Consider the following 15,605-nt stretch of genomic DNA (forward strand, 5'->3'; position numbering starts at 1 on the left):
GGCACGCATTCCGTGCCCGACCCCGAAGGAGCCGTAACCCACGATGGACCAGCCCGTACGAGACGGCGGTGCCCGCTTCACCGGCCGCACGGCCGTGGTCACCGGGGCCGCCTCCGGCATCGGAGCCGCCACCGCCGCCCGCCTCGCCCAGGAGGGAGCCGCGGTCGTGCTCGTCGACATCGACGAGGAGCGGGGCCGTGGCGAGGCGGAACGGATCACCGACGACGGCGGCCGGGCCCGCTTCGTCACGGCGGACGTCGCCGCGGAGGACGACTGGCACCGCGTCATCGCCGCCGCCCACTCCTTCGGACCGGTCGACGTCCTGGTCAGCAACGCCTACACCGTCGACGTCCACCCCGCCCACGAACTCTCCCTCGCCTCCTGGCGCCGCCAGCTCGACGTCAACCTCACCGCGGGCTTCCTCGGGGTCCGTGCCGTCCTGCCCGACCTGCGCGACCGGGGCGGCGCTGTCGTCCTCACCTCGTCCGTCCACGCCCACAAGGGCATCCCGGGGCATCCCGCCTACGCCGCGTCCAAGGGCGCCCTGCTGTCCCTGTGCGGCCAGCTCGCCGTGGAGTACGGGCCCGAGGTCCGCGTCAACGCCGTCCTGCCGGGACCGATCCTCACGGCCGCCTGGGACCGGGTGCCGCCCGAGGACCGTGAACGCAGCGTCGCCGAGACGGCGGCCCGCCGGTTCGGCACCCCCGCGGAAGTGGCCGCGGCCATCGCGTTCCTCGGCTCCGACGAGGCCTCCTACATCACCGGGTCGCACCTGCTCGTCGACGGCGGCTGGAGCGTCCTGAAGGCCTCCGCATGACCGCACCCCGACCATCGAAAGGCTGTACGACATGACGCCCTACGCCCGCCGCGGCGTGCACGGTCAGACCGTGGAGTTCCTCGCCCGCCGCATCCTCGGCGGCGAGATCCCCGAGGGGGCCACGCTCGACCTCGTGGCGCTGCAGCGTGAGCTGGACGTCAGCCTCACCGCGCTGCGCGAGTCCCTCAAGGTCCTCGCCGCCAAGGGCATGGTCGACGCCCGGCAGAAACGCGGCACGTTCGTGCGCGCCCGCTCCGACTGGAACCTGCTCGACGCCGACGTGCTGCGCTGGCAGATCCAGGGCGCCGGTTCCACCGAGGCCGACCTCGGCCTGCTGCGCAACCTCGCCGAAGTACGCGCCATCGTCGAACCGGCCGCCGTCCGGCTGGCCGCCGAGCGCCGCACCGACGCCGACCTCGCCGCCCTGGAGGACGCCCTGACGGCGATGGGGGAGCACGGTACCGGCGCCGCCCACGCCGTCGAGTCCGACCTCGCCTTCCACCGTGCCCTGCTCGCCGCGACCCACAACGAACTCCTGGAGCGCATGGAGGTCGTGATCGAGTCGGGACTCGCCCACCGCGACCGCATCGTGCACAGCGCCCCGCACAGCGAGGACCCCGTACCCGCCCACCGCGCCGTCCTGGACGCCGTACGCGACCGGGACCCGCGGGCCGCCGAGGCGGCCATGCGCGCCCTGCTCGACCAGGCCGGACGCGACCTGGACCGGATCGGCGGGCCCGACGACCCGAAAGGCACCGGTGGCCGGTGAAGATCACACGCGTCGAAACCTTCCTCGTACCGCCGCGCTGGCTGTTCTGCCGCGTGGAGACCGACGAGGGCGTGACCGGCTGGGGCGAACCCGTCGTCGAGGGCCGCGCCGAACTGGTGCGGACCGCCGTCGACGTCCTTGCCGAATACCTCCTCGGCCAGGACCCGCTCCGTATCCAGGACCACTGGCAGGTCCTCACCAAAGGCGGCTTCTACCGGGGCGGCCCGGTCCTGTCCAGCGCCGTCGCCGGACTCGACCAGGCGCTGTGGGACATCGCGGGCAAGACCTACGGCGCTCCCGTGCACGCCCTTCTCGGCGGCCCCGTGCGCGACCGGGTCCGGGTCTACGCCTGGGTAGGCGGCGACGAACCCGCCGAACTCACCGAGCAGATCAGCGCGCAGGTGGAGGCGGGATTCACCGCCGTGAAGATGAACGGTGCCGGACGTGTCGGGCCGGCCGCCACGATGGCCGAGACCGCTGCGGTCGTCGCCCGCGTGGCGGCGGCCCGTGACGTCCTCGGGCCCGACCGGGACGTCGCCGTCGACTTCCACGGCCGCTTCACCGCCGCCAACGCCCGCCGCGTCCTGAACGAACTCGCCCCCCTGCACCCCCTGTTCGTCGAGGAACCGGTCGTCCCCGAGCAGAACCACCTCCTGGCCGGGCTCGTCGGCGCGAGCCCGGTGCCGCTGGCCACGGGCGAACGCCTCTACTCCCGCGCCGAGTTCCTGGCTCCGCTCACCGCCGGCATCGCCGTCGCCCAGCCCGACCTCTCGCACGCCGGAGGCATCTCCGAGGTCCACCGCATCGCCTCCCTCGCCGAGACCTACGGCGCCCACCTCGCCCCGCACTGCCCCCTCGGCCCGATCGCCCTCGCCGCCAGCCTCCAAGTCGCCTTCGCCACACCCAACTTCCTCATCCAGGAGCAGAGCAGGGGCATCCACTACAACAAGGACGCCGACCTGCTCTCCTACGTCGTCGACCCCGAGCCCTTCCGGTTCGTGGACGGGCACGCGCGGCGCGGCGACGCGCCGGGCCTCGGCGTCACCGTCGACGAGGCCGCCGTCCGCGCCGCCGACCGCGCGGGCCACGCCTGGCGCAACCCCGTGTGGCGGCACCCCGACGGCTCCTTCGCGGAGTGGTGAGCATGCCACTGGACATCGTCACCGACCCTCTCCACGGCGGCCGTTGGACCTCCCTCGCGGCGCCCGGCCGCGAGTGGCTCTGGCATCGCCCCGAACCCGGGCGCCAACAGGCGGTTCCCGGCTCGGCGTTCGTGGACGCGGGCGGCCTGGAGGAGTGCGTGCCCACCGTCCGCGGCACCCCGGACCACGGGGACGTCTGGTCCCGGCCCTGGACCCGCGAGGGTGCCGCCGAGTCCGTCCGCTGCGCGGACTTCACGCTCCGCCGTACGCTCCGTGCCACGGCCGACGGAGCCGAGGCCCACTACGTCCTCACCGCCGAGCCCGGCTTCCGCTTCGTCTGGGCCGCGCACGCCCTGCTCGACCTGTCGTCCGCCGCCACCCTGCACCTGCCCCACGGGGCGTCCACCCGGTTGTTCCCGGAGTCCGCCGCGCTCGTCGACCGCTCCTGGCCGGACGGCGCCCCCTGGATCACCGGCGCCTGGCCGGCCCCGTGCGGAGTGCCGCTGGACCGGCTCGGTCCCGACGACGGAACCGCCGTGGGGGCCGTCGTCGACGCCCCGCGGGCCTGTGTCCACGACGGCCCCGACCGCCTCGGCCTCGCCCTGCACGCCGACGAACAGCCGGTGTCGGTCGCCCTGTGGCGCAACCTCGGCGGCTTCCCGCAGCCCGCCCCCTACCGCAGCACCGGCGTCGAACCGATGCTCGGCCGCGTCTTCGACCTCGCCGAGGCAGGACCCGACGACGCCGCCCGCGTCCCCGCCTCCGGCGAGGTGCGCTGGCGCCTCACCCTCGGCACCACCTGCCGCTGCCCCTGAACACCGCCGTCGAGAACTGGAGTTCCCTGCCGTGGATCTGCAAGCCGCCCTGGCCGCCCGCCGATTGCTGGCCATCGTGCGCGGAGGCGACGCGGACGCCGCGCTGCGCACGGTGCTGGCCCTCGCCGAGGAGGGCGTCGACCTCATCGAGGTCTCCCTGAGCGGAACGGACGCCCTCACCGTCATCGAGCGGGCCCGGCACGCCCTCGGGCCCGACGCGCTCCTGGGCGCCGGGACGGTCCTGAGCGCCGACGACGCCCACGCCGCACACCGTGCGGGAGCCGCCTTCGTGGTGACACCCGGACTCGGCGACGGCGTCCGCGCGGCCCGCGACCTGGGCCTGCCGGTCCTCGCCGGGGTGCTGACCCCGACCGACGTCATCGCCGCCCGCGCGCTCGGAGCCGAGGCCCTGAAACTCTTCCCCGCCGGAGCATTCGGCGGAGCGGACTACCTCAAGGCCCTGCGCGGCCCCTTCCCCGACGCGCAGTTCGTGCCCGTCGGCGGCATCGACGAGGCCGCCGCACATGCCTGTCTCACGGCCGGCGCGACAGCGGTCGGTGTCGGCTCGCCCCTGGTCGGCGACGCCGCCGACGGAGGCAGTCTCGCCGCGCTCCGCGACCGGGCCCGCGCCTTCCGTGCCGTCGCGGAGGAGTCCGGACGATGAGCTCCTCCGTGCGCGTCACCCGCCCCGACCGCCTCGAACTCGGCGAGGGCATCCGCTGGACGGGCGAGGAGGTCGTCCTCGTCGACCTCCTCGCGGGCCGCCTCCTCAGGGCGCCGGCGGACCCCGCCGGCGTCCTGGAGACACTGAGCCGACTCCCCTTCCCGATCGGCGCGGTGGCCCCGGTGGCCGGGCGCCCCGGCACCTGGATCGCCGCCGCGGACACCGGCGTCTGCCTGCTGACGCCCGACGGCGCGACCACCTGGCTGGGCCGGCCCGAGGACGGCGCGGCGGTCCGTACGCGCATGAACGACGCGGTCGCCGACCCCTCCGGCCGCTTCTGGGCGGGCAGCATGGGCTACGACGCCGACGAGGACGCCGGTTCGCTGTACCGGGTCGACCACGACGGCACCGTGGTCCGGGTCCTGGACGGCGTCACCGTCCCGAACGGGCCCGCCTTCACCCCCGACGGCAAGGCCATGTACCTCGCCGACAGCGCCCGGGGAGTGATCCGGCGCCACCCGGTCGACCCGGACACCGGCGTTCCCGGCACGCCCGAGGTCTTCGCCACGATGGACGACGGCAGCCCGGACGGCATGACCGTCGACGCCGAGGGCGCCCTGTGGGTCGCCGTATGGGGAACCGGCACGGTACGCCGCTACCTCGCGGACGGCACCCCCGACCGCGTCCTGACGCTGCCCGCGAGCCTGCCCGCGGGTGTGTGCCTGGAGCACGACGTCCTGCACGTCACCACCGCCCGGCTGGGCCTCGCCGATCCGCGTCCCGAGGACGGGGCCGTGTTCTCCGTCCGCGTGGACGTGCCCGGCACGCCGACGCCCGCGTTCCGCCTCCAAGGCACCACGCCCGTGCGGCCGTTCCCGGCCGGGGGGTCCGTGTGACCGCGTCGTGGCGGCCCGCGCCCGGACCCGTCGTGTGCGTCGGGGAGACGATGGCGGCCCTGGCTCCCGACCCGGTCGGCCCGCTGGAGGAGGCCGAGCATCTGCGCCTGACGGTGGCCGGGGCCGAGTCCAATGTCGCGATGTACCTGGCCGACCACGGCATACCGGTGGCCTGGCTCTCCGCCCTCGGCGACGACGCGCCCGGCCGGCGCGTCCGGGCCGCCGTCGCCGCCGCGGGCGTCGATGTCACCCACGTCCGCACCGACCCCGACCGCCCCACCGGCCTGCTCCTCAAGTCCCCCCACCGGGACGGGACCCGGGTCCAGTACTACCGTTCCGGGTCCGCGGCATCCGCCCTCGGGCCCGGCCTGCTGGACACCCGACCGGTACGCACCGCCTCCCTCCTGCACGTCAGCGGGATCACCCCGGCGCTGTCCCCGTCCTGCCGGGAACTGGTGAGCCGGGCGCTCGGTACCGCACCCGGCGAACGGCCGTACGCCGTCAGCTTCGACGTCAACCACCGCCCCGCCCTGTGGCACGACGACTCGGCGGCCACCGTCCTGCGGGACCTGGCCGACCGCGCGGACGTCGTCTTCGTCGGCCTGGACGAGGCGCAGGACATGTGGGGCTCCGACCTCACGGCCGACGGCGTACGGGAGTTGCTGCCGCGCCCGCGGATCGTCGTCGTCAAGGACGGCGCCGACTCGGTCACCGCCGCCGTACGGGACGGGGACGTCGTCGTGGTTCCGGCGCTGCGCACCCTCGTGGTCGAACCCGTCGGCGCGGGTGACGCCTTCGCCGCGGGGTTCCTGGCCGGTCTGCTCCGCGGCGAGACCCTGACACGCGCCCTGCGCCTCGGCCACATCACGGCCGTCTCCGCCCTCAAGGTGACGGGCGACCACGGGTCACTGCCCGGCCCAGGGACCGTACGACGGCTTCTCGCGCTGTCGGCCGAGGAGTGGGTGCGGGTGGCACGCGCGGAGGACGCCCACCGCGAGGAGCGATCGCCGGGCCGATGAGGCGAAGGGGAAGCCCCGGCTGCGTGCGACGAAACGCCACGCGACGCGACGCGAGGGACGCGGTGTCGGACAGTGGGCCCGGACAGCGCAGTTGGGCGAACTCCCAGCGAGTCCGCCAGTGGCTCTTGACCGTTGCGCGGGAAGGTCCGTAGGAGTGGCGGGTGGCCGCGAGGATTCTCGCGCGGCCTCCGGAACGTGGGCTACGAGACCGGTGCCGTCGCGTCGGTGATCGCCGCGAGGGCCCGTTCCATGTCCGGCTCCGTCGTGCGCCAGTTGCTGAACGCCGCGCGCAGGGCGGGCACGTGACCGTAGACGGTCGGGGTGACGAAGACTTCACCGGTGGCGGCGATGGCATTGGCGGCGGCCTGGACACGGTCGGGTGTGGCACCGTCGGCGAGGGTGAAGCAGACGGTGTTGAGCCGCACGGGCGCCAGGAGTCGCAGGTGTGGGACGCCGACGACGGCATCGCCGAGACGCCGGGCGAGACCGGTGTTGCGGGCGACGATCTCACGATGCCCGTCCCGGCCGTAGGCGACCAGGGAGAACCAGGCGGTCAGGGCGCGCAGCCGCCGGGAGTTCTCCGGAGTGAGGTGCAGGAAGTCCGGGTCGGGGAGGGAGGGCGTGCCGAGGTAGGGCGAGGAGTTGTGGAAGACCCGGACCTGGAGGTCCTGTCGCCGGGTGAACGCGACCGCGCTGTCATAGGGGACGTTCAACCACTTGTGGAGGTCCAGACAGACGGAGTCCGCGGCGTCCAGGCCGTCGGTCAGGTGGGAGTGGGAGGGGAGCAGCGCGGCGAAGGCCCCGAAGGCGCCGTCGACATGCAGCCAGAAGCTGTGCCGCTCCTTGAGTGCCGCGATGGCGCGCAGGTCGTCGAAGTCGACGGTGTCGACGGTTCCGGCGTTGGCGACGACGATGGCGGGACGGCCGTCCATCTTCTCCAGCGCGTCCGCCAGAGCCGCCACGTCGACCGCCTCACGGTTGCCGGGCAGGAGTGGGACCCGCCGTACGCTCGCGCGGCCGAGGCCCAGGACGGACGCGGCCTTCCCGATACTGGAGTGCGGTGCCCCGGACAGTACCGTGACCGGGCCGAGCGCGGCCGCACCGTCGTGGGAGACGGACACCTTCCACTGTTCGCCCAGCCACTCGCGTCCGATGGCCAGGCCCACCGTGTTCGACATGGTCGCGCCGGTGACGAAGGCCCCGCTGTGTGCCTCGCTCAGCCCGAACAACTCGCGCAGCCAGGCCAACGTCTCCCGTTCGAGCGCGGCGGCGGACGATCCGGTGCTCCCGCCGACGTTCTGGTCGTACACGCTGGTGAGCCAGTCGGCGGTGAGGGCGGCGGGCGTCGCGCCCCCGGTCACGAAACCGAGGTAGCGGGGTCCGGCGCTGCCGGAGAAGCCCGGTGACCACCGCTCGGCGAAACGGGCCAGCGCGCCTTCGGTGCCCGCGCCCTCGGCGGGCAGAGGCTGCGGCTTCGGGGCGGCGCCGAGCCGCGCGGCGGGGCGGGCGTCGACCGCCGCCAGCTCCCGGCCCGCCAACTCGCTCACGGACCGGAGCAGTTCCGTGAGGCGCGCGCGGTCTTCGGCGAGTACGGGATGCATGGCGGTCCTCCGGGGGTGTGCGGCGCCTTGAGCCGGCCACCGCGTCGACTCCGCGAGCGCACCTGTGCCACCCGCATCGTCGGCACGACCGAGGGGACGGCTGCGCACGTCGGTTCGGGTGGCGCGACTCCCTGTCGGGGCACAGTAACCGCAAAGCGGCGGTGCGCCTCCGACCGCTGCTCGGTCGGGTGGGCCATGTGGAGGGGGCGGGCGTCCCGGTACGGAGTGTGCGCGCGGGCGGTTCCCTCCAGCCCACCAGTCAGCCGGCGCAGCCGTCTGTTCGCCTGACGCCTCGGGCGTGACGCAGGTCATGGTGTGTCCTGCGCGATCCCGGAATGCGCGGGTCCCCGCCGCTGTTCCCGCGTTGAGGGCCCTGCCCTGTTCCGAGGGGTGTCGGGCAATGGTGCTCGCCAGGTGACGGGAGCTGGACACGATCCAGGCCCTTCCTGCTGCTCCCTGGTTCCTGGATCGATGTCTTCGAAGGGTTCTTCTGCGCCATGCCACTTGCCTTGCTGGCCCTGGCTGTCGTCGCGTTCGGTATCGGCACGACCGAGTTCGCCACGATGGGGCTGCTGCCCCAGATCGCCGACGGCGTGGGCGTCTCGGTGCCGCACGCCGGCAACCTCGTGTCGGCCTACGCGCTCGGTGTCGTCGTGGGTGCGCCCGTACTGACGGGCATCGGTGCGCGCGTCCCCCACAAGCGACTGCTGCTGCTTCTGTCCGGCCTGTTCGTGGTCGGCAATCTCGCGTCCGCGCTCGCTCCCGGCTTCGGTCTCCTGTTCGCCGCGCGTTTTCTGGCGGGTCTGCCGCACGGCGCGCTGTTCGGCGTGGGCGCCGTCGTGGCCTCACGACTGGTCGCGCCCGAACGGGCCGCGCGCGCGGTCTCCAAAATGTTCCTGGGTCTCACCGTCGCGAACATCGTCGGTGTCCCGGCCGGGACGATCCTCGGGCAGCAGCTGGGCTGGCGGTGGGCCTACGGTGCTGTCGCCGTCATCGGGCTCATCGCGCTCGCTTCGCTGGCCCTGTTCGTGCCTCATCAGCCGCGCGGCCGGCAGGCGGGCATCGGCCACGAGCTGCGGGCGATGGGGAACAGGCAGGTGGCGATCGGTCTGGCCACGGCGGTGATCGGGTTCGGCGGATTCTTCGCCGTCTACAGCTATCTGGTGCCCATGTTGACGAATCTGACGGGCATCTCCGACTCCTCGACCACCTTGGTCCTCGCGCTCTACGGCGTCGGTATGACGCTGGGCACGCTGATCGCGGGCCCCCTCACCGACCGGGCCCTGCGTCCGACGCTGTACGTGGGGCTCACCCTGCTCGCCGCGGCGCTGGTGGCGTTCTACTTCACCGTGCACAGCACCGTGCCCGCCCTGCTGACGATCGCCTTCATCGGCGCGGTGGGAGCCCTCATCACCACACCCGTCCAGATGCTGCTCATGGCCAAGGCGAAGGACGCTCCCACCATGGCCGCGGCCTCCAACCACTCCGCCTTCAACCTGGCCAACGCGGGCGGTGCCTGGCTCGGCGGTCTGGCCATCTCCGCCGGCTGGGGCTGGGCCTCGCCCAGTCTGGTCGGTGCGGCTCTCGCGGTGGCGGGCCTCGGCCTGGCCTTCACAGGCGGGTTCATGGACCGGGGCAGTCCTGGCTCCATGGTGGTCACTTCGTCCGGCGGGGAGGAACCGAAGGCGGCCGCACAGGACGTGGCCCGGGGCGCCCGGGGCGCGGACGTGCCGGCCCTCTCCCCGCGGGCGGCGGAGGCTCCCCAGAACCTGGACTGAGGACCGTCCCGTATTCCCCGGTGGATCGGCGTTCCCCGGTGGATCAGCGCGTCACGCGGCGAACGCGCTGCCCACGGCGGCGGGCGGCCTCCGCCGTGTCCGCGGAGGCGTCCGCTGGCCGCGGTGACCGGAGCCCGTCGAGCGCCTCGGGCGGCCCGGCGTTGTCAGTGGTGACTGGAATCCTGGGGCGTATGGACAGGGACGAGGAGTTGCTGCGCGGCCGGGTCTACGGCGTGGACCACGACGATCCCCGGCGGGGTCCACAGCCGGGACACGTCTACGGCCAGTTGGTCGGCGGTCCGCTGGACGGCCTGCTGCTCGACATCACCGGCTGGACACCGGACGAGACCGGCACCGGCGTCGCCCTCGAAACGGAGCTGGGGCGGTTCGGTGCCGGCGGGCGGGCGATATACGACCCGCGCCCGGGCGGCGGGGCCCGCTGGGACTGGTCGGGCGACACTCCCTGACGGCGGTCGCGCGGTCTCCGCCCGAGCCGACAGGTGGCCGGCCACGTGAGTGGACTCCCGGGCGGGCGCGCGGGGCGGGCGCCGGAGATCGCCTGTTAGGGTGAACGGCAGCGAAGGGGAGTAGTCCCGAGAACCGCTGGTCGACACACTGGGCCCCCGAGGGGGCCCCGGCCACCGGGCCACCGTACGCAGTGCGGGGCGGACGAGACCTTCGGCCAGGCATGACCAGGCTCATACTTCCGTGTGGGCCGTTCCGTCGTGCCGGGCCGAGTGGTTCCTCCCGTCGCCCTGTGGGTGCCGCACGAGCCGACGGCCCGGCCCCAGCAGAAAGCAAGGGAATGACCTTCGACCCCCTGGCGATCCTCACCGCCTTCGGGCTGATCTTCCTCGCGGAGCTCCCTGACAAGACCATGTTCGCGTCACTGGCCATGGGTACCAGGATGCGGCCGCTGTACGTGTGGTTCGGCACCTCCACCGCCTTCATCGTGCACGTCGCCATCGCCGTCGGCGCCGGCAGTCTGCTCGGCATGCTTCCGGGCATGGCCGTCAAGCTCGTCTCCGCGGCGCTGTTCGCGTTCGGCGCCTTCGTCCTGCTGCGCGGGGGAGACGATGACGACGAGGACGGCACCGCGAAGACGGTGACCGGCTTCTGGCCCGTCTACACCACGGCCTTCATGGCCGTCTTCATCAGCGAATGGGGCGACCTCACCCAGATCACCACGGCCAACCTGGCCGCCACCAACGGCTGGCTGCCCACCGCCATCGGCTCGGCCCTCGCCCTGATGTCGGTCTCCGCGCTCGCCCTGCTGGTGGGCCGTTTCATCGCCCAGCGCGTTCCCCTGAAGAACGTCCAGCGCATCGGCGCCCTGTGCATGGCCGGACTCGCCGTCTGGACCCTGGTCGAAGCCTTCACCGGCTGAGGCTCCCGCCCCGCCGGCGAGGCAACGGGACACCGGCCGAGGATCAGGCGGCCGGTTGTTCAGGACCGGTTGTCCAGGAGGGGGTGCTGCCGGGACCTCCGTGTCCGGGCGCACCCCCGCCGGAGTCGCCGCGGCAGACAGTCGACGAGGCCGTGGTCGCCGGCCGCGAGAAGACCTGACCTCGCGCGTTCCCGTCAGGCACAGGCATACTCGGGCCCTGCGGGCGCATCGGCGTCCGCTGGCAGCAGGAGGTGGGCGATGGTGTCGTCGTCGGTGTCGGGGGAGCCCCGGAAAGTCACGATCCATGACGTCGCCCGGTCCGCCGGGGTGTCCCGGCAGACCGTGTCGAGGGCACTGAACGACAAGGACGAGATCGACGGCTCCACGAAACAGCGCGTCCTCGACGCCGCCCGCGCGCTCGGATACCGGCCGAGCCGGTTCGCCCGCGGTCTGGTCCGGCAGGACACCACCACCATCGGGCTGGTCATACCCGACCTGCTCAACCCCTTCTTCACGGAGGTCGCGGCGGCCGCGCTGGAGGCGGCCCGGGCGCGCGGCTGGCACGTGGTCGTGTACGACACGGCGGACAGGGCCGAAGAGGAACGCGGCACCCTCCAGGTGATCAGCTCGCAGGTGGACGCGGTCGTCGGATACTTCAGCTGCCCCGAGGACGAACTCCAGCTGTTCACCCGTGGCATGCCGGTGGTGCTCATCGGCCGTGAGCACCACACCGCGCGCTTCAGCTCGATCCGGATCGACGGCGAGGAGGGCGTCCACGCCGCGGTCGCGCACCTGGTCGCGGCCGGGCACACGCGGATCGGCATGCTCGACCACCACGGTCGCGTCGACCCCAGCCTCCGGCGCGATTGGTTCACGGCGGCCGCGGTGTCGCACGGCATCGACGCCGACGTGGTGGTCGGCGCCGACCAGTCGGCCGACGGCGGTGGAGCGGCGCTCAGGGCCCTGCTCTACGCCCATCCCGACGTCACCGCGGTTTTCACCTTCAACGACATCATCGCGATCGGTGTCCTGCGCGAGGCGCGCCGGCTCGGCAGGAGCGTCCCGCAGGATCTGGCCGTGATCGGCTTCGACGGCCTGCAACTGGGCGCGCTCGTCGAGCCCCCGCTCGCCAGCGTCGCCCTGGACACGCGCAAGCTCGGCGCGCTCGCCATCGAGCAGGTCGCACGGCTGCTGACCGGGGCGAGCCCGCTCACCGACGACGACCTCGTGGTCCGCGCCGAGCTGCGGCTGGGCGGGTCCGCTTAACCTGCCGGACTCGTGCGCGACTCGAAAGTCTTGACACTCGAACACGCCGGAGCGCAGACTTCCGAACACTTCACCACGTTCCCGTGAGCGCTCCCGTGAACGTTCACGGGAACGCTCACGGGGCGCGCTGGAAGGTTGCTGAGTTCCACCACGGCGCCCGGCGCTCGAGCCGACACCGTGATGTATGTCCCGCCCATTCCAACCAGAAGGCTTCACGCCTGAGGTGTCAACGTCGACCCGCCTAGCGCCGTCGCTAGTCGTTCTCTGGAACGGAAGATATGAGCAACACAGTCACGCGCATCCGCCTCGCCGTCGTCGCTGCGGCAGCCGGTGTCGCCGTACTCGCCGGGTGCTCGTCGCCCGCGCCGTCGAGTGATGCATCCGCGGCCTCCTGCGAGCCCGCGAAGGGCAAGGTCACCCTCCAGTACTGGAACACCGTTCCGGGCATGGACAAGGTCGTCGCCCTCTGGAACAAGAAGAACCCGGACATCCAGGTTCAGATGAAGAACATCTCCAACGACCAGTACGGCACCATCGGCAACGCCCTCAAGGCGGGCAAGGCGCCGGAGCTCGCCCAGGTCGGTTACGACGAACTCCCCTTCCTGCGCACCCAGAACGCCTTCGTGGACGCCTCGGCCTGCTCGGCGGCCACCGCGGCCAAGTCGAAGTTCGTGCCCTGGACCTGGTCCCAGTCCAGCTTCGGCGGCACCGGCGTGTTCGCCTTCCCGCAGGACACCGGCCCGATGGCGCTCTACGTGCGCAGCGACATCTTCAAGCAGCACGGTCTGGCGATCCCCAAGACGTGGGACGAGTACGCGGCGGACGCGCAGAAGCTGCACAAGGCGGACTCCGGACTCAGCATCACCTTCTTCGATCCGAACAACGCCGAGGCGTTCAACGGACTGCTCTGGCAGAACAACGCCGAGATGTACAAGTACTCCGGCGACAAGTGGCACGTCTCGGTCGCGTCCGACCAGAGCAAGCAGGTCGCCGACTACTGGCAGAAGCTGATCGACGCCAAGCTCGTGCGCACCGACCTCGCCCACGGCTCGACCCAGATGTACACCGCGTACCAGAAGAACCAGATCGCCAGCTACGTCGGTGCCGCCTGGGGCTACAGCATGTTCCGCGACAACCTGCCCGACCAGGCCGGCAAGTGGTCCATCGTCCCGATGCCGACCTGGGGTTCGAGCGCCTCGTCCGGTGACTGGGGCGGTTCCACCGTCGCGTTCATGAAGGGCAACAAGCACCTGTACGAGTCGGTCAAGTTCAACTCCTGGCTGAACACCGACCCGGAGGCCCTCGCGCTGGAGAACAAGCTGGGCGGCCTCTACCCGGCGGCCACCGCCGGTTCGAAGCTTCCCGCCCTCTCGCAGGGCGTCCCGTACTACAACAACGAGAAGATCTTCGACGTCTTCGCCGACTCGTCCAAGAACATCGACACCGACTTCTCCTGGGGCCCCACCCAGAAGACGGTGAACCTGTCGCTTCAGGACGCGATGGCCAAGGCGACGGCGGGCAGCGGCACGCTCAGCGACGCGCTCTCGGCCGCGCAGGCGACCGCGCTGAAGTCGATGAAGGACCAGGCGATCCCGGCGACCGCGGGCAAGTGACCAGGGAATGACTGACATCGCACCCCGCGCGACCCGCGTGGTGGCGTCTACGGGGGGCCGTCGCCGTCAGCGCGGCGGCGGCCCCCGGGCCCGCACCATCGCCGCGTTCCTGACCCCGTTCTTCCTCCCGTTCGTGCTCTTCTACCTGGTCCCCGTCGGCTACGCGGTCTGGCAGAGCTTCCTCGTCGTGCGCCGCACCGGCGGCCAGTACGGCACGTCGTACACCACCTTCGGCGGCTTCGAGCAGTACACGAAGGTGTTCCAGAACGACGAGTTCTGGTCCAGCATCGGACGCATCGGACTGTTCGGCGTCGTACAGGTGCCGGTCATGCTGTTCGTCGCGCTGATCATGGCGCTGCTGCTCGACACCCCGTTGCTGAAGCTCAAGTCGTTCTTCCGCATCACGGCGTTCATGCCGTACGCCGTACCCGGTGTCATCGCCGCGATCATGTGGTCCTACCTGTACTCGCCGCAGATCAGCCCACTGGTCGACGGGCTGAAAAGCGTCGGGCTCCACCCCGACTTCCTCGGTCCGGGAGCCGTGCTGTGGTCGGCGGCGAACGTCTCCACCTGGCTCTGGACCGGCTACAACATGCTGATCATGTTCTCGGCACTGCAGTCGATCCCGCAGGAGCTCTACGAAGCCGCCAAGCTCGACGGCGCGAGCAACTGGACGATCGCCTGGCAGATCAAGGTCCCGATCATCGCGCCGTCGATCATCCTCACCACGGTGTTCTCGATCATCGGCACCCTGCAGCTCTACGCCGAGCCGGCCGTCCTGCGGCAGATCTCCTCGAACATCTCCAGCACGTACACACCGAACATGCTCGCGTACGCGGTGGCCTCCGGAAACAACTACCAGCAGGCAGCAGCGATCTCCGTGGTCATCGCCGTCATCACCTTCGTCCTGAGCTTCGGTTTCATGCGACTGACCTCGAAGAAGGCCGGACTGTGAGCAACCCGAACACGATCCGCGAAAGCCGCGCCAGCCGCACCGCCGTCATGGCGCTGATGTTCCTGCTGGCGATCTACTTCCTGCTGCCGGTCTACTTCCTGATCGTCGCCGCGACGAAGCCGCAGAGCGACCTCGCCTCCACCAACGGTCTGGCGTTCTCGCACTTCGACCTGTTCAGCAACCTGAGCACCCTGTTCAGCCGCAGCGACGGCATCTTCGTCAAGTGGGCCCTGAACAGCGTGATCTACGCGGTGCTGGGCGCCGCCGTCGGCACCCTGATCTCCGCGCTGTGCGGCTACGCGCTCGCCAAGTTCACCTTCCGGGGCCGCGAGTTCCTGTTCTCGGTCATCCTCGGCGGCGTCCTCGTCCCCACCACCGCGCTCGCGCTCCCGCTCTTCCTGCTGTTCTCCGCGACCGGGATCGTCAACACCTACCTCGCGGTGTTCCTGCCCAGCATCGTCAGCCCGTTCGGCGTCTATCTCGCCCGCATCTTCGCCTCCGCCGCGGTCCCCGAGGAGATCCTCGAATCGGCTCGGCTGGACGGCGCCGGTGAGTTCCGCACCTTCTTCTCGGTGGCGATCAGGCTGATGGGGCCCTCCCTGGTGACCATCTTCCTGTTCCAGTTCGTCGCGATCTGGAACAACTTCTTCCTCCCGATGGTGATGCTGCAGAAGGAGTCCCTCTTCCCGATCACGCTCGGCCTCTTCGAGTGGAACGGTCAGACCGCCCGTGCCCCGCTCCTGCAGGAATCCGTGATCACCGGCTCACTGGTCTCGATCGTGCCCGTGATCATCCTCTTCCTGCTCCTCCAGCGGTTCTGGCGCACCGGACTCGCCTCCGGTGCCCTCAAGTAACCGCGCACCCCGTTCGCCTCCCCCCTCCG

General features: G+C 71.6%; 15 protein-coding genes. 14 read left to right on the plus strand and 1 reads right to left on the minus strand.

Features of this window, described 5'->3' with window-relative positions; translation table 11 throughout:
• Nucleotides 1–43 precede the first annotated feature (43 nt).
• From OHB41_RS40930 to OHB41_RS40960, 7 genes are read left to right on the plus strand one after another with little or no spacing between them, the layout of a single operon-like run.
• The gene (locus tag OHB41_RS40930; protein ID WP_266704841.1) at nt 44–817 is read left to right on the plus strand and encodes an SDR family NAD(P)-dependent oxidoreductase; all 774 of its coding nucleotides are present in this window, start codon (nt 44–46) and stop codon (nt 815–817) included.
• A 31-nt stretch (nt 818–848) separates the two neighbouring features.
• Nucleotides 849–1,586, plus strand: a complete 738-nt coding sequence (locus tag OHB41_RS40935) for a FadR/GntR family transcriptional regulator (RefSeq protein ID WP_266704843.1) — start codon at nt 849–851, stop codon at nt 1,584–1,586.
• Nucleotides 1,583–2,728 carry a galactonate dehydratase gene (gene dgoD, locus OHB41_RS40940; RefSeq protein WP_266704845.1) on the plus strand — a complete coding sequence of 382 codons (1,146 nt, stop codon included), beginning with the start codon at nt 1,583–1,585 and terminating at the stop codon, nt 2,726–2,728. Before OHB41_RS40935 ends, dgoD begins: the two co-directional genes overlap by 4 nt.
• 2 nt (nt 2,729–2,730) lie before the next feature.
• On the plus strand, nt 2,731–3,543 hold the full coding sequence (locus OHB41_RS40945; RefSeq protein ID WP_266704847.1) for an aldose epimerase family protein: 813 nt from the start codon (nt 2,731–2,733) through the stop codon (nt 3,541–3,543).
• 31 nt (nt 3,544–3,574) lie between these two features.
• Nucleotides 3,575–4,207: a bifunctional 4-hydroxy-2-oxoglutarate aldolase/2-dehydro-3-deoxy-phosphogluconate aldolase gene (locus OHB41_RS40950; protein ID WP_266704849.1), complete on the plus strand. Its 633-nt coding sequence runs from the start codon at nt 3,575–3,577 to the stop codon at nt 4,205–4,207.
• Nucleotides 4,204–5,103: an SMP-30/gluconolactonase/LRE family protein gene (locus OHB41_RS40955; RefSeq protein WP_266704851.1), complete on the plus strand. Its 900-nt coding sequence runs from the start codon at nt 4,204–4,206 to the stop codon at nt 5,101–5,103. The genes OHB41_RS40950 and OHB41_RS40955 overlap by 4 nt, the downstream gene beginning before the upstream one ends.
• Nucleotides 5,100–6,122, plus strand: coding sequence for a sugar kinase (locus OHB41_RS40960; protein WP_266704853.1), 1,023 nt, complete (start codon nt 5,100–5,102; stop codon nt 6,120–6,122). The genes OHB41_RS40955 and OHB41_RS40960 overlap by 4 nt, the downstream gene beginning before the upstream one ends.
• A gap of 200 nt (nt 6,123–6,322) precedes the next feature.
• Here the strand turns inward: OHB41_RS40960 and OHB41_RS40965 are convergent, their stop codons facing one another.
• Complete coding sequence (locus tag OHB41_RS40965; protein WP_266704855.1) at nt 6,323–7,723, minus strand: pyridoxal phosphate-dependent decarboxylase family protein; 1,401 nt, start codon at nt 7,721–7,723, stop codon at nt 6,323–6,325.
• Between the two features lie 497 nt (nt 7,724–8,220).
• Here OHB41_RS40965 and OHB41_RS40970 point away from each other — a divergent pair, with 497 nt between their 5' ends.
• The 7 genes from OHB41_RS40970 to OHB41_RS41000 all read left to right on the plus strand — a co-directional run bounded on the left by OHB41_RS40970 (nt 8,221) and on the right by OHB41_RS41000 (nt 15,576).
• Nucleotides 8,221–9,501 (plus strand): MFS transporter, encoded by a 1,281-nt coding sequence (locus OHB41_RS40970; protein WP_266704857.1) that lies wholly within the window; start codon nt 8,221–8,223, stop codon nt 9,499–9,501.
• A 191-nt stretch (nt 9,502–9,692) separates the two neighbouring features.
• Nucleotides 9,693–9,968 carry a hypothetical protein gene (locus OHB41_RS40975; RefSeq protein ID WP_266704859.1) on the plus strand — a complete coding sequence of 92 codons (276 nt, stop codon included), beginning with the start codon at nt 9,693–9,695 and terminating at the stop codon, nt 9,966–9,968.
• A 338-nt stretch (nt 9,969–10,306) separates the two neighbouring features.
• A complete protein-coding gene (locus OHB41_RS40980) occupies nt 10,307–10,888 on the plus strand; it encodes a TMEM165/GDT1 family protein (RefSeq protein ID WP_266704861.1) in 582 nt (193 codons plus the stop codon).
• A 258-nt stretch (nt 10,889–11,146) separates the two neighbouring features.
• Nucleotides 11,147–12,154: a LacI family DNA-binding transcriptional regulator gene (locus tag OHB41_RS40985; RefSeq protein WP_266704863.1), complete on the plus strand. Its 1,008-nt coding sequence runs from the start codon at nt 11,147–11,149 to the stop codon at nt 12,152–12,154.
• A 278-nt stretch (nt 12,155–12,432) separates the two neighbouring features.
• On the plus strand, nt 12,433–13,767 hold the full coding sequence (locus tag OHB41_RS40990) for an ABC transporter substrate-binding protein (RefSeq protein ID WP_266704865.1): 1,335 nt from the start codon (nt 12,433–12,435) through the stop codon (nt 13,765–13,767).
• A gap of 7 nt (nt 13,768–13,774) precedes the next feature.
• Complete coding sequence (locus OHB41_RS40995) at nt 13,775–14,722, plus strand: carbohydrate ABC transporter permease (RefSeq protein WP_266704867.1); 948 nt, start codon at nt 13,775–13,777, stop codon at nt 14,720–14,722.
• A 47-nt stretch (nt 14,723–14,769) separates the two neighbouring features.
• Nucleotides 14,770–15,576 (plus strand): carbohydrate ABC transporter permease, encoded by an 807-nt coding sequence (locus tag OHB41_RS41000; RefSeq protein ID WP_266706515.1) that lies wholly within the window; start codon nt 14,770–14,772, stop codon nt 15,574–15,576.
• Nucleotides 15,577–15,605: the final 29 nt, after the last annotated feature.

Origin of the sequence: Streptomyces sp. NBC_01571 (assembly GCF_026339875.1) — a bacterium.
Taxonomy (GTDB): domain Bacteria; phylum Actinomycetota; class Actinomycetes; order Streptomycetales; family Streptomycetaceae; genus Streptomyces.

What these genes read in the sequence shown, in the direction of transcription:
- OHB41_RS40930 (WP_266704841.1), top strand. Translation starts at nt 44, where the DNA reads ATGGACCAGCCCGTACGAGACGGCGGTGCCCGCTTCACCGGCCGCACG.
- OHB41_RS40935 (WP_266704843.1), top strand. Translation starts at nt 849, where the DNA reads ATGACGCCCTACGCCCGCCGCGGCGTGCACGGTCAGACCGTGGAGTTC.
- OHB41_RS40945 (WP_266704847.1), top strand. Translation starts at nt 2,731, where the DNA reads ATGCCACTGGACATCGTCACCGACCCTCTCCACGGCGGCCGTTGGACC.
- OHB41_RS40955 (WP_266704851.1), top strand. Translation starts at nt 4,204, where the DNA reads ATGAGCTCCTCCGTGCGCGTCACCCGCCCCGACCGCCTCGAACTCGGC.
- OHB41_RS40965 (WP_266704855.1), bottom strand. Translation starts at nt 7,723, where the DNA reads ATGCATCCCGTACTCGCCGAAGACCGCGCGCGCCTCACGGAACTGCTC.
- OHB41_RS40970 (WP_266704857.1), top strand. Translation starts at nt 8,221, where the DNA reads ATGCCACTTGCCTTGCTGGCCCTGGCTGTCGTCGCGTTCGGTATCGGC.
- OHB41_RS40975 (WP_266704859.1), top strand. Translation starts at nt 9,693, where the DNA reads ATGGACAGGGACGAGGAGTTGCTGCGCGGCCGGGTCTACGGCGTGGAC.
- OHB41_RS40980 (WP_266704861.1), top strand. Translation starts at nt 10,307, where the DNA reads ATGACCTTCGACCCCCTGGCGATCCTCACCGCCTTCGGGCTGATCTTC.
- OHB41_RS40985 (WP_266704863.1), top strand. Translation starts at nt 11,147, where the DNA reads ATGGTGTCGTCGTCGGTGTCGGGGGAGCCCCGGAAAGTCACGATCCAT.
- OHB41_RS40990 (WP_266704865.1), top strand. Translation starts at nt 12,433, where the DNA reads ATGAGCAACACAGTCACGCGCATCCGCCTCGCCGTCGTCGCTGCGGCA.
- OHB41_RS40995 (WP_266704867.1), top strand. Translation starts at nt 13,775, where the DNA reads ATGACTGACATCGCACCCCGCGCGACCCGCGTGGTGGCGTCTACGGGG.
- OHB41_RS41000 (WP_266706515.1), top strand. Translation starts at nt 14,770, where the DNA reads ATGGCGCTGATGTTCCTGCTGGCGATCTACTTCCTGCTGCCGGTCTAC.